This is a genomic window from Serratia sp. JKS000199 (assembly GCF_900215455.1).
In the GTDB taxonomy this organism is placed as follows: Bacteria; Pseudomonadota; Gammaproteobacteria; order Enterobacterales; family Enterobacteriaceae; genus Serratia; species Serratia ureilytica.
This window is the reverse complement of sequence record NZ_LT907843.1, coordinates 3,539,285-3,556,251: the sequence shown is the minus strand read 5'-3', so window position 1 is coordinate 3,556,251 and position 16,967 is coordinate 3,539,285. Positions and strand designations below refer to the sequence as shown.

Annotated in this window: 12 protein-coding genes; 5 read left to right on the top strand and 7 right to left on the bottom strand. The window is 61.9% G+C overall.

Annotation, left to right across the window (positions count from 1 at the left end; all coding sequences use genetic code 11):
* On the bottom strand, positions 1–753 hold the full coding sequence (locus tag CPH57_RS16965) for a M48 family metallopeptidase (protein WP_004937650.1): 753 nt from the start codon (positions 751–753) through the stop codon (positions 1–3).
* A 238-nt stretch (positions 754–991) separates the two neighbouring features.
* On the opposite strand from CPH57_RS16965, the gene tkt reads away from it, so the two are divergent.
* Positions 992–2,986, top strand: coding sequence for a transketolase (gene tkt / locus CPH57_RS16960; protein WP_096242585.1), 1,995 nt, complete (start codon positions 992–994; stop codon positions 2,984–2,986).
* Positions 2,987–3,055: 69 nt separating this feature from the next.
* Here tkt and brnQ read toward each other — a convergent pair whose 3' ends face one another.
* Positions 3,056–4,378 (bottom strand): branched-chain amino acid transport system II carrier protein, encoded by a 1,323-nt coding sequence (gene brnQ / locus CPH57_RS16955; protein ID WP_096242584.1) that lies wholly within the window; start codon positions 4,376–4,378, stop codon positions 3,056–3,058.
* Between the two features lie 570 nt (positions 4,379–4,948).
* Here brnQ and CPH57_RS16945 point away from each other — a divergent pair.
* From CPH57_RS16945 to CPH57_RS16935, 3 genes are all read left to right on the top strand, one after another.
* The gene (locus CPH57_RS16945; protein ID WP_033641358.1) at positions 4,949–6,037 is read left to right on the top strand and encodes an ABC transporter substrate-binding protein; all 1,089 of its coding nucleotides are present in this window, start codon (positions 4,949–4,951) and stop codon (positions 6,035–6,037) included.
* A gap of 78 nt (positions 6,038–6,115) precedes the next feature.
* Positions 6,116–7,885, top strand: a complete 1,770-nt coding sequence (locus tag CPH57_RS16940) for an iron ABC transporter permease (RefSeq protein WP_046687772.1) — start codon at positions 6,116–6,118, stop codon at positions 7,883–7,885.
* Complete coding sequence (locus CPH57_RS16935) at positions 7,878–8,948, top strand: ABC transporter ATP-binding protein (protein ID WP_033652192.1); 1,071 nt, start codon at positions 7,878–7,880, stop codon at positions 8,946–8,948. The genes CPH57_RS16940 and CPH57_RS16935 overlap by 8 nt, the downstream gene beginning before the upstream one ends.
* Positions 8,949–8,978: 30 nt before the next feature.
* Here CPH57_RS16935 and CPH57_RS16930 read toward each other — a convergent pair whose 3' ends face one another.
* The 5 genes from CPH57_RS16930 to CPH57_RS16910 form a co-directional block, all read right to left on the bottom strand.
* On the bottom strand, positions 8,979–9,944 hold the full coding sequence (locus tag CPH57_RS16930) for a PDR/VanB family oxidoreductase (protein WP_096242582.1): 966 nt from the start codon (positions 9,942–9,944) through the stop codon (positions 8,979–8,981).
* 41 nt (positions 9,945–9,985) lie between these two features.
* Positions 9,986–11,434: an NAD-dependent succinate-semialdehyde dehydrogenase gene (locus CPH57_RS16925; RefSeq protein ID WP_096242581.1), complete on the bottom strand. Its 1,449-nt coding sequence runs from the start codon at positions 11,432–11,434 to the stop codon at positions 9,986–9,988.
* 46 nt (positions 11,435–11,480) lie between these two features.
* A complete protein-coding gene (locus CPH57_RS16920; protein WP_033644732.1) occupies positions 11,481–12,605 on the bottom strand; it encodes an aromatic ring-hydroxylating dioxygenase subunit alpha in 1,125 nt (374 codons plus the stop codon).
* A 26-nt stretch (positions 12,606–12,631) separates the two neighbouring features.
* Entirely contained in the window at positions 12,632–14,242 is a 1,611-nt protein-coding gene (locus CPH57_RS16915; protein ID WP_033644733.1) for a BCCT family transporter, read from the bottom strand.
* A 364-nt stretch (positions 14,243–14,606) separates the two neighbouring features.
* Entirely contained in the window at positions 14,607–15,692 is a 1,086-nt protein-coding gene (locus CPH57_RS16910) for a tartrate dehydrogenase (protein ID WP_033652189.1), read from the bottom strand.
* A gap of 82 nt (positions 15,693–15,774) precedes the next feature.
* On the opposite strand from CPH57_RS16910, the gene CPH57_RS16905 reads away from it, so the two are divergent.
* Positions 15,775–16,734, top strand: coding sequence for a LysR substrate-binding domain-containing protein (locus CPH57_RS16905; RefSeq protein ID WP_273866173.1), 960 nt, complete (start codon positions 15,775–15,777; stop codon positions 16,732–16,734).
* The last annotated feature ends 233 nt before the right edge of the window (positions 16,735–16,967 follow it).

Sequence of the window (16,967 nt, the reverse complement as noted above, 5' to 3'; positions counted from 1 at the left end):
TTACTTCTCTGCCGCGATGCGATCGCGAATGTGCTGCGCGCGCGCTTGGGAAGACGGGTGATCGTCGAACATGCTGCTCTGACGGCCGGCTTCCATTTGGGCCAGTTTTTCGAAGCTGGTGGCCAGGCCGTTCGGATCGATGCCGCGCTTTTTCAGCAGATCGAACGAATAATCATCCGCTTCGCTTTCCTGCTTCTGCGAGAACTGGGCGCTGACCAGCTTCTCGCCGATGTCCGCCAGCTGCGACTGCGACAGCGAGCCGATAACGCCGCCGGCGGAGGACGCCGCGGTGCGCAGCGCCACGGTGCCGTAAGCCACCTGCATCGCTTTACGGGTGTGGCCCAGCGCCACGTGGCCCATTTCGTGGCCCAGCACGCCTTCCACTTCGTTGTCGTTCATGATGTCCATCAGGCCGCTGTAAACGCGGATACAGCCGTTGGCCATCGCCCAGGCGTTGACGTCTTTGGTCACGTAGACCTTGTAGTTGGCCGGGGTGCCGTTGATGTTGTCGCCCAGCGCCGCAGCGATTTTGTTGAGACGCTTGGCATAGGTGCTGTCGGCCGGCGCGATTTGTGCCTTGCTGTCCATCTCGGCGCAGGATTTATCACTCAGGGCCTTAACGTCGTTGTTGCTCAGGGTCGCCGCCTGGAACGCCTGCGCGCCGGACTGCATCAGGGTTTCGGTATTCAGGTTTTGACAGCCGGTTGCCAAGGTGGCAATGCCCAACGCAATCAAAGAGGTACGGATCTTCATAACGCCATCTTCCTGTGAAGGTAACAAGGTAAAAGAGTCATTTTGCTTTGAGGCTATCTTGCCGCAAGAGCCTAGTGTACGCCAGACGGGGCGAGAATAGTGTTATTCCGAAAAAGCGTCCAATCGTGCTAATAAGTGGTGAACTCGCTCTCATTTGGCATTAGGGATTGCCGTTGTGATGTGGAGTCTGAGAAAATAGGGAACTTGACTGCTTTTTTTATCCGACCTGGAGTAAAACATGTCCTCTCGTAAAGAGCTTGCCAACGCCATCCGCGCACTCAGCATGGACGCCGTACAAAAAGCAAATTCCGGCCACCCGGGGGCCCCTATGGGCATGGCGGACATCGCCGAAGTCCTGTGGCGTGACTACCTCAACCACAACCCGACTAACCCGCACTGGGCTGACCGCGACCGTTTCGTGCTCTCCAACGGCCACGGCTCCATGTTGATTTACAGCCTCCTGCACCTCACCGGCTACGACCTGCCGATGCGCGAGCTGGAAAACTTCCGTCAGCTCCATTCCAAAACCCCGGGCCACCCGGAGTACGGTTACACCCCGGGCGTTGAGACCACCACCGGCCCGCTGGGCCAGGGTATCGCCAACGCCGTCGGCTTCGCCATCGCCGAACGCACCCTGGCGGCGCAGTTCAACCGCCCTGGTCACGACATCGTCGACCACCACACCTACGCCTTCATGGGCGACGGCTGCATGATGGAAGGCATTTCGCACGAAGTCTGCTCCCTGGCCGGCACCCTCAAGCTCGGCAAGCTGACCGCCTTCTACGATGACAACGGCATCTCCATCGACGGCCACGTCGACGGCTGGTTCACCGACGACACCGCCCTGCGTTTCGAAGCCTACGGTTGGCACGTGGTGCGCAACGTCGACGGCCACAACCCGGACGCCATCAAGGCCGCGATTGAAGCAGCCCGCAAGGTGACCGACAAGCCGTCGCTGCTGATGTGCAAGACCGTTATCGGCTTCGGTTCGCCGAACAAGGCCGGCACCCATGACGTGCACGGCGCCGCGCTGGGCGCCGCCGAAGTGGCCGCCACCCGCGAAGCGCTGGGCTGGAAATACGCCGCCTTTGAAATTCCGCAGGACATCTACGCCCAGTGGGACGCCAAGGAAGCCGGTCAGGCCAAGGAAGCGGCCTGGAACGACAAGTTCGCCGCCTACGCCAGGGCCTTCCCGGAACTGGCCGCCGAGTTCAAGCGCCGCATGAACGGCGAGCTGCCGGCGGACTGGAAAGCGGACGCCAAAGCGTTCGTGGAAAAACTGCAGGCCAACCCGGCCAACATCGCCAGCCGCAAGGCGTCGCAGAACGCGCTGGAAGCGTTCGGCAAGGTGCTGCCGGAGTTCCTGGGCGGCTCCGCCGACCTGGCGCCGAGCAACCTGACCATGTGGTCCGGTTCGAAAGCGCTGAACGTTGACCCGGCGGGCAACTACATTCATTACGGCGTGCGCGAGTTCGGCATGACCGCCATCACCAACGGCATCGCGCTGCACGGCGGCTTCCTGCCGTACTCGGCGACCTTCCTGATGTTCGTGGAATACGCCCGCAACGCGGTGCGCATGGCGGCGCTGATGAAGCTGCGCAACGTGTTCGTCTACACCCACGACTCCATCGGTCTGGGCGAAGACGGCCCGACCCACCAGCCGGTGGAGCAGCTGGCGAGCCTGCGCGTGACCCCGAACATGAGCACCTGGCGTCCGTGTGACCAGGTGGAATCGGCGGTGGCGTGGCAGTACGGCATCGAGCGCAACGACGGCCCGACCACCCTGGTGTTCTCGCGCCAGAACCTGACCCAGCAGCCGCGCACCGCAGAGCAACTGGCGAACGTGTACCGCGGCGGCTACGTGCTGAAAGACTGTGCGGGCACGCCGGACGTTATCCTGATTGCCACCGGCTCCGAAGTGGGCATCACGGTGGAGGCGGCGGACAAACTGACCGCGGCGGGCCGCAAGGTGCGCGTGGTGTCGATGCCGTCGACCGACGCGTTCGACAAGCAGGATGCGGCGTACCGCGAATCGGTGCTGCCGGCGGCGGTAACGGCGCGCGTGGCGGTGGAAGCGGGTATCGCGGACTACTGGTACAAGTACGTGGGCCTGAACGGCGCTATCGTGGGCATGACCACCTTCGGTGAGTCGGCGCCGGCGGAGCAGCTGTTCGCCGAGTTCGGCTTCACCGTGGACAACGTGGTGGCCAAGGCGCAGGCGCTGCTGAAGTAAGCCGCCGGGCGCAAGCCGATAAAAAAGCCGGTCATCATGACCGGCTTTTTTTATGGGCGGAAATCGCGATTACGACGCGGTCTTGACGCTTTCGGCGCTGCGCAACCGGTCGTAAGCCGCCGCCAGCAACAGCACCAACAGCGTAGGCTGCAGCCAGACCAGACCCTGCTCGGCCAGCGGCAGCTTATCGAACCAGGCGGGCAGCAGGCCGCTGAAGCTTGAAGCCTTCAGGCCATCGGCCAGGCCGAACACCAGGCTGGTAGCGATCACCGGCGCGAAGACGCGTCTGGCGCTGCGCCAGCGGTTCTGGCTGAAGCTGAGCAACACCAGCGCGATGCAAGGCGGGTATATCGCCGTCAGTACAGGCAGTGAGACGCGGATCAGGTTGGCCAGCCCCATGTTGGAGACCAGCATGGCGAAGAGGGCGAGGATGACCACCAGCGTGCGATAAGAGAGCGGCAGGTAGCGGGAGAAGAAGTCCGCGCAGGCGCAGGTCATGCCGACCGCCGTCACCAGGCAAGCGATGAACATCAGCACCGCCATAAAGACGCTGCCCAGATCGCCGAAGGTGTGCTGCACATAGGCGTGCAGGATTGCCGCGCCATCCTGAGCACCGCTGCCGACCAGGCTGCCGCTGCCGGCGCCGAGCTTGAACATACAGATATAGACCAGCGTCAGGCCGACGCCGGCGATCAGGCTGGCCCACAGGGTGTAGCGCAGCAGCAGGCCGCTGTCGCTGACGCCGCGCGAGCGGGCGGCGGTGACGATAATCGAGCCGAACATCAGCGCCGACAGCGTGTCCATGGTTTGATAACCCTGCACGAAGCCGGTGGAAAACGCCGCGGCCTGATAGCTGCCGACGGCGGAGACCGGCGCACCGGCGGGCCACACCAGGGCGGCGATGCCGAGCGCGGCCAGCGCCAGAATTTTCAGCGGCGCCAGAATATGGCCGACGTTATCGAGCAAGCGGCCGGGATACAGCGACACAACCATCGCCAGGGTAAAGAACAGCAGGCTGTAGATGAACTGCGGCAGGGCGCCGTCGCCGGTGAAGGGCGCGATGCCGAGGGCGAAAGAAACATTGGCGGTTCGCGGGGTGGCGAACAGCGGGCCGAGCGCCAGATAGCAGACGGTCGCCAACAGCAGGCCGGCGGTGCGGCCGATGGGGCCGGTCAGCAGGCTGATGCTGCCGCCGACGCGCGCCAGCGCGATCACGGCGATCACCGGCAGAGCGACGGCGGTCACCATAAACCCGAGTGCGGCCGGCCACAGATGTTCACCGGACTGCAGCCCCACCAGCGGGGGGAAAATGATGTTGCCGGCGCCGACAAACAGGGCGAAGGTCATAAAGCCCAGGGCGATAATGTCTTTCGGGGATAAACTCTTGGTCATAACGGTATGGCACTGCCTGTATTCATGAAATAAACGGCCTGGCTGCGAAATGAAGCGCTGCAGAAGGAGGCGCGTGGGGCTGCGTACGCCCGCAAAAATTTTCGTCCGGCAGGATATAATAATTCGGCGACAAAAACCTGATTAATACAGCGCTGTTTATCCTGGCGTGAACCGGCTGCACAGAGGGATCATGGCGGCCGACCCGGCAGCGCGTTAGCGCGCCACCCTGTCTATCGACAGCGGAATTTCGATGTGCGGCTTGAAAGAGACGTGGCCGTCTTCGGCCGGTTTACGGGGGAAAAAGATCGGCATATCGCGGGTCGAATGCCGGCTTTGTTCTGACGTTGCAGGGTCGCCATCGTACAGCGAATTCGCCTGCTGCGGCGTTCTCGCCTGGCCGAATAGTTTGCGACAGGAAGCGCCGTAAAGCCCGCGCCGCCGGGCGTGGGTATTGACTGAAAAACGTCCAACCTCACAAAACCGAAAGATAACAAGCAACGCCGTTGCCTCGTCGCAATTATTAACTGTATGTTAATTTTTGGTTTATTAAATGTGATCTGGGGATGGATGATGATGAAAAAAATCAGCGCTACCGTGGCTGCAATCACCTTACTGGGCTCCGTTTCCGCCTATGCGGCCTTCCCGGCGGGCTACCCCGCCGACTACCAGAAACTGGTCGACGGCGCGAAGAAAGAAGGCAAGGTGGTGATTTACTCGACCACCGACACCAAGGCGGCGGCGCCGCTGATCCAGGGGTTCGAGGCGTTGTATCCGGGCATCAAGGTCGAATACAACGACATGAACAGCACCGAACTGTATAACCGCTTTATCAGCGAGCAGGCGGCCGGCGGCACCAGCGGCGACGTGGTGTGGAGTTCGTCGATGGACACCATTTTGAAACTGGCGGGCGATTACGCGCAGGAATACGCCTCTCCCGAGCAGGCTCAACTGCCGAAATGGGCGGTATGGCAAGATAAGGTGTATGGCACCACCTATGAGCCGGTGGTGTTTATCTATAACAAACGCCTGATCCCGCAAGGCGATGTGCCGGATTCGCATGCGGCGCTGGCCAAGCTGATCGCCGGCCAGACGGACAAATTCAAGAAGAAAGTCACCACTTACGACATCGAAAAATCCGGCGTCGGCTTCATGCTGTCGGTGCAGGACTTCAAGGCCGATCCCAACTACTTCAAAACGCTGGCCGACGTGGCCAAGGGTGGCCTGGCGGTGCAATCCTCCACCGGCACCATGATGGAACGCGTTTCCTCCGGTGAAAACCTGATCGGCTTCAATATCCTCGGTTCATACGCCGAGGCCCGCGCCAAGAGCGATCCGTCGCTCGGCATCGTCTATCCGAAAGACTATACCCTGGTGCTGTCGCGCGTGAGCTTCATCGGTAAAGAGGCCGGCAACCCTAACGCCGCCAAGCTGTGGTTTGACTATGTGCTGTCGGAGAAAGGGCAAAATATTCTCGCCAATCAGGCGGATATCCCCTCGATCCGCAACGACATCGAAGGCAAGAACGACATCGATGGCATGACCAAGCTGTTGGGTAACGCGCTCAAACCGATCCCGGTCGATGACAGCCTGCTGGAATATCTGCAGCCGGCCAAGCGTCTCGACTACATCAAACAATGGCGCGCCGCCGCGGCGAAATAACAGGGACTGCATTCGGACGCGCGCCTGACGTACAGGCGCGCGCCCTTTGGTCGTCGTTTACAACCATAGGGAGCATTTATGCAAGCATGGCGCAGAAAGTGGCAGAGCCTGCCGCGCGGCCTGGTGGTGTTGATAACCGCGCTGGTTATCTATGTCCCCCTGTCGTTTATCATCATTCAAAGCTTCCTCTCGGCTCCGTTTTTCTCTCCCTCCAAGGTCTTCAGCCTGGAGGCCTTCGAGTTCATCTTTACCGATCCGGATTTCTACAAGGCGCTGAGAAGCGGCTTTATTCTGGCATTCGGCCTGGTGATCATCGCTATCCCGCTCGGCGGCATTTTGGCCTTCCTGATGGTGCGCACCGATCTGCCGGGGCGGCGGCTCATCGAACCGCTGATTTTGGTGCCGATCTTCGTGTCGCCGATGGTGCTGGGCTTCGGTTACGTGGTGGCGGCGGGGCCGGTGGGCTTCTTCTCGCTGTGGGCGGAGGCGCTGCTGGGCTTCGTGCCGTGGAACATCTATTCGATGGCCAGCATCGTGGTTATCGCCGGGTTGACGCACGTGCCCCACGCCTACCTGTACATCTCCTCGGCGCTGCGCAGCGTGGGCTCCGACGTTGAAGAAGCGGCGCGCACCGCCGGCGCTACGCCGCTGCAGGTGATGACCGCCGTCAGCCTGCCGATGGTGCGGCCGTCTATCCTGTACGCCGGGGTGCTGCTGTTCTTCCTCGGGCTGGAGGTGTTCGGCCTGATGCTGGTGTTGGGCGATCCGGAAGGCAACCTGGTGCTGGCGACCTACCTGTATCAGTTGACCAACAAGCTGGGCACGCCGTCTTACCACCTGATGGCGGCGGTAGCGGTGGTGCTGATCTGCATCACCATTCCGTTGGTGATGCTGCAGCGCAGGCTGATGCGTACCGCCAACCGTTTCGTCACCGTCAAGGGCAAAGCCTCGCAGGCGCGCGCGTTGCCGCTGGGCAAATGGCGCTGGGTGGCCGGCGCGGTGGTGATGTTCTGGCTGACCGTGACCATCGGCGTGCCGCTGATCGGCGTGGTGCTGCGCGCCTTTATCTCCAACTGGGGCGTGGGCGTTTCCGTCTGGGACGAACTGTCGATCAACACCTTCCGCACCATCTGGGCGCAGCCCAACCTGCTGCGCGCCATCGTCAACTCGATGGCGATCGGGGTGATCGGCGGGGCGCTGGCGGTCGCGTGCTATCTGTTTATCGGCATCGCGATGCACCGCAAGCCGGACGGCGCCACGCGCTTCCTCGACTACAGCGTGCTGGTGCCGCGCGCGGTGCCGGGGCTGCTGGCCGGTTTGGCGTTCCTGTGGGTGTTCCTGTTCCTGCCGATGTGGCTGGATAAATCGCTCAAGGAAGGCTGGCTGTCCGTGCTGCCGATGGCCGAATGGCTGCGCGAGAACGTGATCGTCTGGCTGCGTTCGCTGCGCAGCACCATCTTCAGCGTCTGGCTGGCCTACACCGTGGTGTGGATGGCCTATGGCCTGCGGCTGATCTCTTCCACGCTGCTGCAGGTAGGGCCGGAACTGGAGGAAGCCGCGCGCAGCGCCGGCGCCAGCCGCGGCCAGATCACCCGACACGTTACCATTCCGCTGTCGCGCTACGGCCTGATCGGCTCCTGGCTGCTGATGTTCCTGATCTTTGAACGCGAATATTCCACCGGGGTGTATCTGCTGTCTCCGGGCACGGAAACCATCGGCTCGATGCTGGTTTCCCTGTGGGCCGCGGGCGCCATCGATATCGTCGCCGCGCTGTCGTTCATCAATATCCTGCTGGTGGTGCTGGGGCTGGGGATCGCTTTGCGCTTTGGAGTGAAATTACATGATTGAACTTTCGGTAGAGAACCTGCATTTGACCTATGGCGACAACCCGGTGCTGAAAGGGGTGTCGATGGATCTGAAACGGGGCGAAGTGGTCTCACTGCTGGGCCCGTCGGGCAGCGGCAAAACCACGTTGCTGCGGGCGGTGGCCGGGCTGGAGAAGCCGAGCCAGGGGCGAATCGTCATCGGCGACAGCGCGGTTTACAACGGCAGCGCGCGCAGCGAAATTCCCGCCGAAGAGCGCAACCTGGGGCTGGTGTTTCAGTCCTACGCCCTGTGGCCGCACAAAACGGTGTTTGAGAACGTCGCTTATCCGCTGAAGCTGCGTAAGACCGCCTCGGCGGAAATAGCCCAACGGGTACAGGCGGTGCTGGATCAGCTCGGGCTGGGGCATTTGGCCAAGCGCCATCCGCACCAGCTCTCCGGCGGCCAGCAGCAGCGGGTGGCGATCGGCCGTGCGCTGGTCTACAACCCGCCGGTGATCCTGCTGGATGAGCCGCTGTCCAACCTCGACGCCAAGCTGCGCGAAGAAGCGCGGGTATTTCTGCGCGAGCTGATCATCAAGCTCGGTCTGTCGGCGCTGATGGTGACCCACGATCAGAACGAGGCGATGGCCATTTCCGATCGCATCCTGCTGCTCAATAACGGCAAAATCGAACAGCAGGGCACGCCGCAGGAGATGTACGGTTCGCCCGCCACGCTGTTCACCGCCGAATTCATGGGCAGCAACAACCGGTTGCCTGGCAAGATCGTGGCGCTGGAAGATGGCCGGGCGCGCATCGAAGGTAAGGATTGGGCGCTGTGGGGCAAAGCGGGCGAAGGCGTGCAGGTCGGGCAGGAGGGCACGGCGGTGATCCGCGTGGAGCGCGTGCGGTTGGGTGAAGATCCACAGGGTAATCAGCTTGAGCTGCCGTTGCTGACCAGCATGTATCTCGGCGATCGCTGGGAATACCTGTTCCGCACCGTGGCCGAAGATTTCGTGGTACGCGCCTATGGCCACGAGGCGCGCGATCGGGCGCTGTGCCGGCTCTCCCTGCCGGCCGAGCATCTGTGGATATTCCCGAAAGCTTAACCAGGACGCCCGCCGTTGCGGGCGCTCCTTTTACAAATCCAGCACCAGCCGGCTGCCTTTGGCGCGCGAGCAGCAGATCAACAGGGTCTGCTGCGCCGCGCGTTCTTCCTCGCTGAGATACTGATCGCGGTGATCGGCTTCCCCTTCGACGATGCGGGTTTCGCAGGTGCCGCAAATGCCTTCGCGGCACAGGCACTCGACCTTGGCCGCCTTGCTGTTTTCCAGCGCCTGCAGGATGGTCATGTCTTCCGCCACTTCAAGCTCAATACCTGAGCGGGCCAGCACCAGCGTAAAGGCACCGCCCGCCGTGTCTTCGGCGGCGAAGGCTTCGCTGTGCAAGCGACCGGGGGCGATGCCCAGTTCGGCGGCGATCCGGTAAACCGCTTCGTTCAGCGCCGCCGGGCCGCAGACGTAGATATGGGCACCGGGTTCCACATCGGCCAGCGTGCGCGCCAGATCCAACCGGCCGCCAAGGCTGGAGACATGGCAACTGACGTTGTCTGCGAACGGCGCTTGCATCAGCTGCTGCTGGAAGGCGTTGTGCTCTTCACTGTGGAAGCAGTAGTGCAGATGGTAGCGTTGGCCGCTGCGTTGCAGCTCATGCAGATGGGCCATAAACGGCGTGATGCCTATGCCGCCGGCGATCAGCACGTGATGTTGCGCTTCCGGCGCCAGCGCGAACAGGTTATTCGGGGTGCTGATGGTCAGCGTATCGCCGACCGCCAACCGGTCATGCATGAAGTCGGAACCGCCTTTGGAAGGAGACTCGCGCCGAACGGCGATCTGGTAATGCTCGAGTTCGAACGGTGAGCTGAGCAGCGAATAGGCGTTGCTGTAGCGCTGCTCGCCGTCCTGCATTTGCACGATGATGTGGCTGCCGCCGCTGAAGGCGGGCAGCGGCCGGCCTTGCGGATCCGCCAGGGTAAAGCGCTTGACCCGTGCGGTGACGGTTTCGATGTCGACGACGCGGACATCAAGCATCTGATAGCTGGTCATTCATTGGCTCCAAAGCGCGGGCGTCCCCGCGCATGAAAAAGTTATACCGCCTGGCACAGGTATTTGAGCTCCAGATAGTCTTCGATGCCGTATTCGGAGCCTTCACGCCCCAGCCCCGACTGTTTCACCCCGCCGAACGGCGCCACTTCGTTGGAGATAAGCCCGGTATTGATGCCGACCATGCCGTACTCCAGCCGTTCCGAAACGCGCCAGATGCGCGCCGCATCGCGGGTGTAGAAGTAAGCGGCCAAGCCGTAAATGGTGTCGTTGGCCTGGCGGATCGCCTCGGCTTCGTCATCGAATATCACCAGCGGCGCGACCGGGCCGAAGATCTCTTCTTCCAGCAGCAGCGAGCCGGGCTGCACGTCGCCCAGTACCGTCGGGGTGAAGAAATTACCGCCCAGCGCGTGCGGCGTGGCGCCGGTCAGCACCTGAGCGCCTTTGCTCAGCGCGTCATCGAGCAGCTCCAACACCTTATCGCGCGCCTTGCGATTGATCAGCGGGCCAATCTGTACGCCGGCTTCGAAGCCGTTGCCGACCTGCAGCGCTGCCACGCGGGCGACAAACTTCTCGGCGAACTGCGGGTAAACGCCGCGCTGCACGTAGAACCGGTTGACGCAGACGCAGGTCTGCCCGGCGTTGCGATACTTGGCGATCAGCGCGCCTTCCACCGCGGCATCGATGTCCGCATCGTCAAATACGATGAACGGCGCGTTGCCGCCCAGCTCCAGCGACACTTTCTTGATGGTGTCCGAACTTTGGCGCATCAGCAGGCGGCCCACCGGCGTGGAGCCGGTAAAGCTGAGTTTGCGCACCTGCGGGTGGCGGGTCAGCTCGGCGCCGATCGCCTGCGAATTGCCGGTCACCACATTGAACACCCCGGCGGGAATGCCGGCGCGCTCGGCCAACTCGGCCATCGCCAGTGCCGAATAAGGGGTTTCGTTGGCGGGTTTGACCACCAGCGTACAGCCGGCCGCCAGGGCCGGCGCAGCCTTGCGGGTGATCATCGCCGCCGGGAAGTTCCAGGGCGTGATCGCCGCGCACACGCCGATGCCCTGTTTCAGCACCATCAGGCGTTTATCGCTGCTCGGCGAAGGAATGATGTCGCCGTTGGCGCGCTTGGCCTGTTCGGCGAACCATTCGATAAAGGAGGCGGCGTAGCGGATCTCACCCAGCGATTCAGCCAGCGGTTTGCCTTGCTCCAGCGTCATCAGGTTGGCCAGATCCTGCTGGTGTTCCAGCATCAGTTCAAACCAGCGCCGCAGCAGCTGCGCGCGCTGTTGCGCCGGCAGCGCGCGCCAGCCTTCCAGCGCCTGCTGGGCGGCGTCGATCGCCCGTTGGGTTTCGGCCGTCGCCATGTTGGGCACGCTGCCGATGAGTTGGCCGGTGGCGGGATCGCTCACCGGCAGGGTTTCCTGGTTGTCGGCGTCGCGCCATTGGCCGTTGATATATGCCTGTTGGCGGAATAGCGCCCGATCGGAAATATTCACAAGAACCTCACAAGTCAGGGGAAAGGGGCCTGCGGGCCCCGTCGCATCAAGGTTGATAAACCTGCGCCAGCAGGTTGTGGAAGTGGGCGATGCCGTGTTCGCTGACGCCGCTGCCGGCGCCGTCGGCCATGATGCGCCCCTGGCCGCGATAGCCGCGCGACTTCAGGCCTTTTTGCACGCTTTCCACCAGCCGCAAATCTTCCGGGCGGAACACGTCGCGGTACCAGTCGATCAGTTTGAGCTGTTCGTCGCTCAAATCGGTGTTGGTGAAGTAGATGTCGTAGTGCTGCAGGGTGGTTTCCGCATCGACCGGGAACTCATAGATCACCGTCATCATGCCTTCCAGCGGCGGCATGTTGAACATGGTGCACGGCCACAGCCAGATGCCGTGGAAGCTGGATTCTTTGCCCTCTTCAAACTTGAACGACTGCTCGGAAGGGCGGGCGTAGCCGAACTGCAGCGTCCAGTTGCCGTGCAGGGTGTGCCAGTAGCGATCGACCTGCACCGAGTCGGCGAAGCCGGGATGCGCCGGGCCGCAGTGGTAGCACTCGAGGTAGTTGTCGACGATGTTCTTCCAGTTGGCCGGGGTGCGGGTGACGAAACGCGCCGCCAGCTTGAGATCGTCGACCTGCGGGCAGGCTTCGCGCACTTTGGCGCCGAGGCCCGGCAGTTGGTCTTCCACCGTGCCGGCCTGCGAGTCCAGATTGACGTAAATAAACCCGGCGTACTCTTCGACCCGCACCGGCACCAGGTGCGAGTTTTCTTTATCGAAGTTCTGCACGTTTTCACAGTTGCGCGCGTGCGCCAGCTCGCCGTCCAGCTTGAACGCCCAGGCGTGATAAGGGCAGGTGATGACGTTTTTCGCCCGGCCGTCGCCCGCCAGCAGTTGGTGGCCGCGGTGCGGGCAGACGTTGTAAAAGGCGCGCAGCACGTTATCGCGGCCGCGCACCACCAGAATGTTTTCACCGATGATCTCGCGGGTGATGTAGTCGTTCGGTTGGGCAAGCTCGCTGCGGTGCGCCACGCAGATCCAACTGGTGGCGAACACCTGCTCTTTTTCGTGCTCGAACGCCGCCTGGTGGGTGTAGAACCGGGCCGGTATGGTGTAGGCCTCGCGTGCGTCGGCGCAGAAATCTTTCGGTAAGGTAAATTCAGGGATCAGAGTGCTCATAAGTTAACCTTCCTCTTTTCTTATTGTCATTTCGCCATAGGGCGCGGTTGATACGACGATGGAGCGGAGAGTTCGCCGGCCGGCGGCGCTTCGGGCAGCGTTGGCGGGCTGCTTTCGATCAGGTGCGCCGGGATGGCCGCGTAGTCCTGCTTCAGCCAGCGGGCGAAACCGTAGGTTTTCACCAGCAGCACCAGCAGGAACGGCAGTGCGGTCAGGATCACCGTGGTTTTCATGGTGTCCAGCGAGGCGCCGGTAAACAGGATCGACAGCGGGATCAGGGTGATCACTACGCACCAGAACAGCCGCAGCATCGGGCTGGGATCTTGCCCCTCCTGCAGGTTGCGGGTGCTGGTGGCGGCCATGGTGTAGGCCACGGCGTCCATGTGCGAGGCCAGGAAAATGATCATGATGAACAGATAGGCGGCGAGGAACAGCTTGCCGAGCGGCAGCGCCGTCAGCAGCATCTGCACGGCGGTTTCGCCGCCCTGGGTGCTGAGGATCTCCGGCACGTTGAGCTGCCCGCTGATGAACTGGTGCATGGCGTAGCTTTCCAGCGAGCCGAAGAAGAACCAGCAGCCGAGGGTGCTGCCGAGCAGCAACGCCCAGATCACTTCTTTAATCTTGCGGCCGCGCGAGACGCGGGTGACGAACATCGCCACGCCCGGAGTATAGGAGATCCACCACAGCCAGTAGAACACCGTCCAGCTGCGGCTGAAGCTGCCGTCGCCCATCGGATCGGTGAACAGGCTCATCTGCAGAAAGTTTTGCGCCGTCAGGCCGATGGCGTTGATGGTGTTGTTGATGGTGAATTCGGTCGGGCCGACCAGCAGCACCAGCCCGGCGAAAGCGAATGCGCCCCAGCCGACCATTTTACTCAGGCGCTGCATGCCGCCGTCGATGCCGATGTAAGAGCTGAGACAGAAGATCACCGCCGCCAGCAGGATCACCGTCGCCTGCACCGCGAAGTTGTCCGGAATGCCGGTCAGCGCCGTCAGCCCGCGGGTAAAGGTGGAGGCGGTCAGCACCAGTGAAATGGTGAGGGCGCCGACGGTGGCGACCAGGAAGATCAGATCCACCGCCCGCCCGACCGGGCCGTTGGCGCGCACGCCGGTGATGGCGGAAATGATCCCCGACAGGCTGAGCCCTTTGTTCTTACGCACGTGGAAGTGATAGGCCATGATCAGCGAGGCGAGGGCGTAGGTCGCCCAGGCGCTCAGGCCCCAGTGGAAGAAGGAGTAGCTGATGCTGTATTCCAGCGCCTTCGGGGTGCGCGGCGCGATGTTCAGCCCCGGCGTCTGGTAGTAATACGCCCATTCCATCACCCCCCAGTACAGGGTAGACGAGCCCAGGCCGGCGCAGATGAACATGAACAGCCAGGCCAGCGTGGAGTATTGCGGTTTGCCTTCGCCGAGGCGGATATTGCCGTATTTGCTCAACGCCAGATACAGCACCACCAGCAGGGCGATCAGCACCAGGATTTGAATGGTTGAACCGAACAGCCGGGTGACGCCGTTGAAAATGGTGTTGGCGATAAGCGCGGATTGAGCCGGAAAGAGCATCAGGCAAAGGGCGATCAGCGCAATGCTGCACAGGCTGATGGCGATGAGCGTGACATCCTTTTTGGGATTGCTCTGCATGGGAGTGAACTCCTGTTATCGGTGGTGGGCCGGTGCGCAAAGCGTAGGGTGCGCCCGGGCCTTATTGGCTTGAACCATTTGTTTTGTTACACCGCGAGGAGCAAACCGCCCGGTGGGTCGCTACCGGGAATATTCACTCTTCATTAACATTTTCGAGTGTGCACAAATTACAGGAGGGCCACAATTGGGGCATCTGTAAAAGGATAAAACACAGTATGTAAACAATTTGTTGTGATCTTGACCGGGGTATTGGCGTGCCTTCTGCGGTGGTTTTCAACGGATTTGCGGCAGCGATCGAAGCGGAAAAACGGACGTGGCAAAGCAGGGCGCGGAAGGGCGCCCTGCGCGGGAAAATCTGCGGCGTTCAGCGTTGCAGCAGGGCGGCGATCGCCTGGCCGACTTGCTGGGTGGAGGCGTCGCCGCGCATGTCCGGCGTGCGCGGCCCGTCGGCGATAATGCGCTCAATCGCCTGCAGGATGCCGTCGTGCGCCTGGCGGTAGCGGGCATCGCCGTCGCCGAGGAAGTCCAGCATCATCGCGCCGCTCCAGATCATGGCGATCGGGTTGGCGATGTTTTTGCCGAAAATGTCCGGCGCCGAGCCGTGCACCGGCTCGAACAGCGACGGGAAGTTGCGCTCCGGGTTCAGGTTGGCCGAGGGGGCGATGCCGATGGTGCCGGTGCAGGCCGGGCCGAGATCCGACAAAATATCGCCGAACAGGTTGGAGGCGACCACCACGTCGAAGCGTTCGGGGTTCAGCACGAAACGCGCGCACAGAATATCGATGTGCTGTTTGTCCCAGGCGATATCAGGGTATTGGCGCGCCATCTCCGCCACGCGCTCATCCCAGTACGGCATGCTGATGGCCATGCCGTTGGACTTGGTGGCGGCGGTCAGGCGTTTGCGCGGGCGCTGTTGCGCCAGCTCAAAGGCGTACTTCAGGATGCGGTCCACGCCCTGACGGGTGAAGACCGATTCCTGGATCACCATCTCGCGTTCGGTGCCTTCGAACATCCGTCCGCCGAGCGAGGAGTATTCCCCTTCGGTATTTTCGCGCACCACGTAGAAATCGATATCGCCCGGCTGCTTGTTCGCCAGCGGGCAGGGCACACCGGGAAACAGCCGCACCGGACGCAGGTTGACGTACTGTTCGAAGTCGCGCCGGAATTTCAGCAGCGAACCCCACAGCGAGATATGGTCGGGCACCGTGTCCGGCCAACCGACGGCGCCGAAATAGATGGCGTCGAAGCCTTTCAGTTGCTCGAACCAGTCGTCCGGCATCATCTGGCCGTGGTGCTGGTAGTAGTCGCAGCTGGCCCACTCGAAGGTGGCGAATTCCAGCGACAGATCCCAGCGCGCCGCCGCCGCCTGCAATACTCGTATGCCTTCCGGCAACACTTCCCGCCCGATCCCGTCCCCGGGGATGGCGGCAATCTTGTAAGTTTTGCTCATACAGAGGTCTCATTTGTAGGTAGGGGAGATTGACAACACTGTTATCCTATAATTGACTAACTGTTAATCAATCCTGAAAACGGTGAAACATAAAACACGAATCATGAACAATATGCCGATCCTGAGTGACCTGCGGGTGTTCGTGCTGGTGGCGCGCCGCGCCGGGTTTGCCGCCGCCGCCGAAGAGTTGGGCGTTTCGCCGGCCTTTATCAGCAAGCGCATCGCGCTGTTGGAGAAGACGCTGGACGTGTCGTTGCTGCACCGCACCACGCGGCGGGTGGCGATCACCGAAGACGGCGAGCGCATCTACGAATGGGCGCAGCGCATTCTCAACGATGTCGATCAGATGATGGACGAGCTGTCCGAAGTGCGCCAGGCGCCGCAGGGCATGCTGCGAGTGGTCAGCAGCTTCGGCTTTGGCCGGCGTTTCGTCGCGCCGGCGCTGTCGGCGCTGGCACGGCAGTATCCGCAGCTGGAACTGCGGCTCGACGTTTCCGATCGGCTGGTGGATCTGGTCAGCGAAGGTTTCGATCTGGATATCCGCATCGGCGACGATATCGCCCCCAATCTTATTGCGCGCAAGCTGGCGGACAACCAGCGCATACTGTGCGCTTCGCCGGCGTACCTGCAGCGCCACGGGGCGCCGAAAAACCCGGCGGAGCTGGCGGGCCGTTCCTGTCTGGTGATCAAAGAACGCGATCATCCGTTCGGGCTGTGGCGGCTGCAGGGGCCGAGCGGTGAAGAAACGGTAAAGGTGACGGGCGCGCTGGCGTCGAACCACGGCGAAATCGTGCATCAGTGGTGCCTGGACGGGCAGGGCGTCGCGCTGCGTTCCGCCTGGGACGTGAAAGAGAACATCGACAGCGGCCGACTGGTGCACATCCTGCCGGAGTATTATCAGCCGGCCAATATCTGGGCGGTGTACGTTTCCCGGCTGGCAACGTCGGCGAAAGTGCGGGTGACCGTCGAATTTCTGCGCGACTATTTTTGTGAGCACTACGGCGAAACGGTGCCGGCGAGTGAAAATCCGTCGCGGTCTTAAGGCCAAAAATGTGCGCCAGATCATCTTATGCTCGTAAAATTCCCATCCGTTACCTGAGGAACTGTCGCACGTGTTCCTTTTGCCAAAACTTTGGTTTATGCTCAGCTGAAGCGTTTCAGTTGAAGCACTCTTCGACAGAAATGCCGATGTGACGGCGGTGAAAAACCGCTGAAGCGCGGGAATAATGCAAACTCGGCGATTCACAGCGGGCGGTACGATCCACTACTCTATGC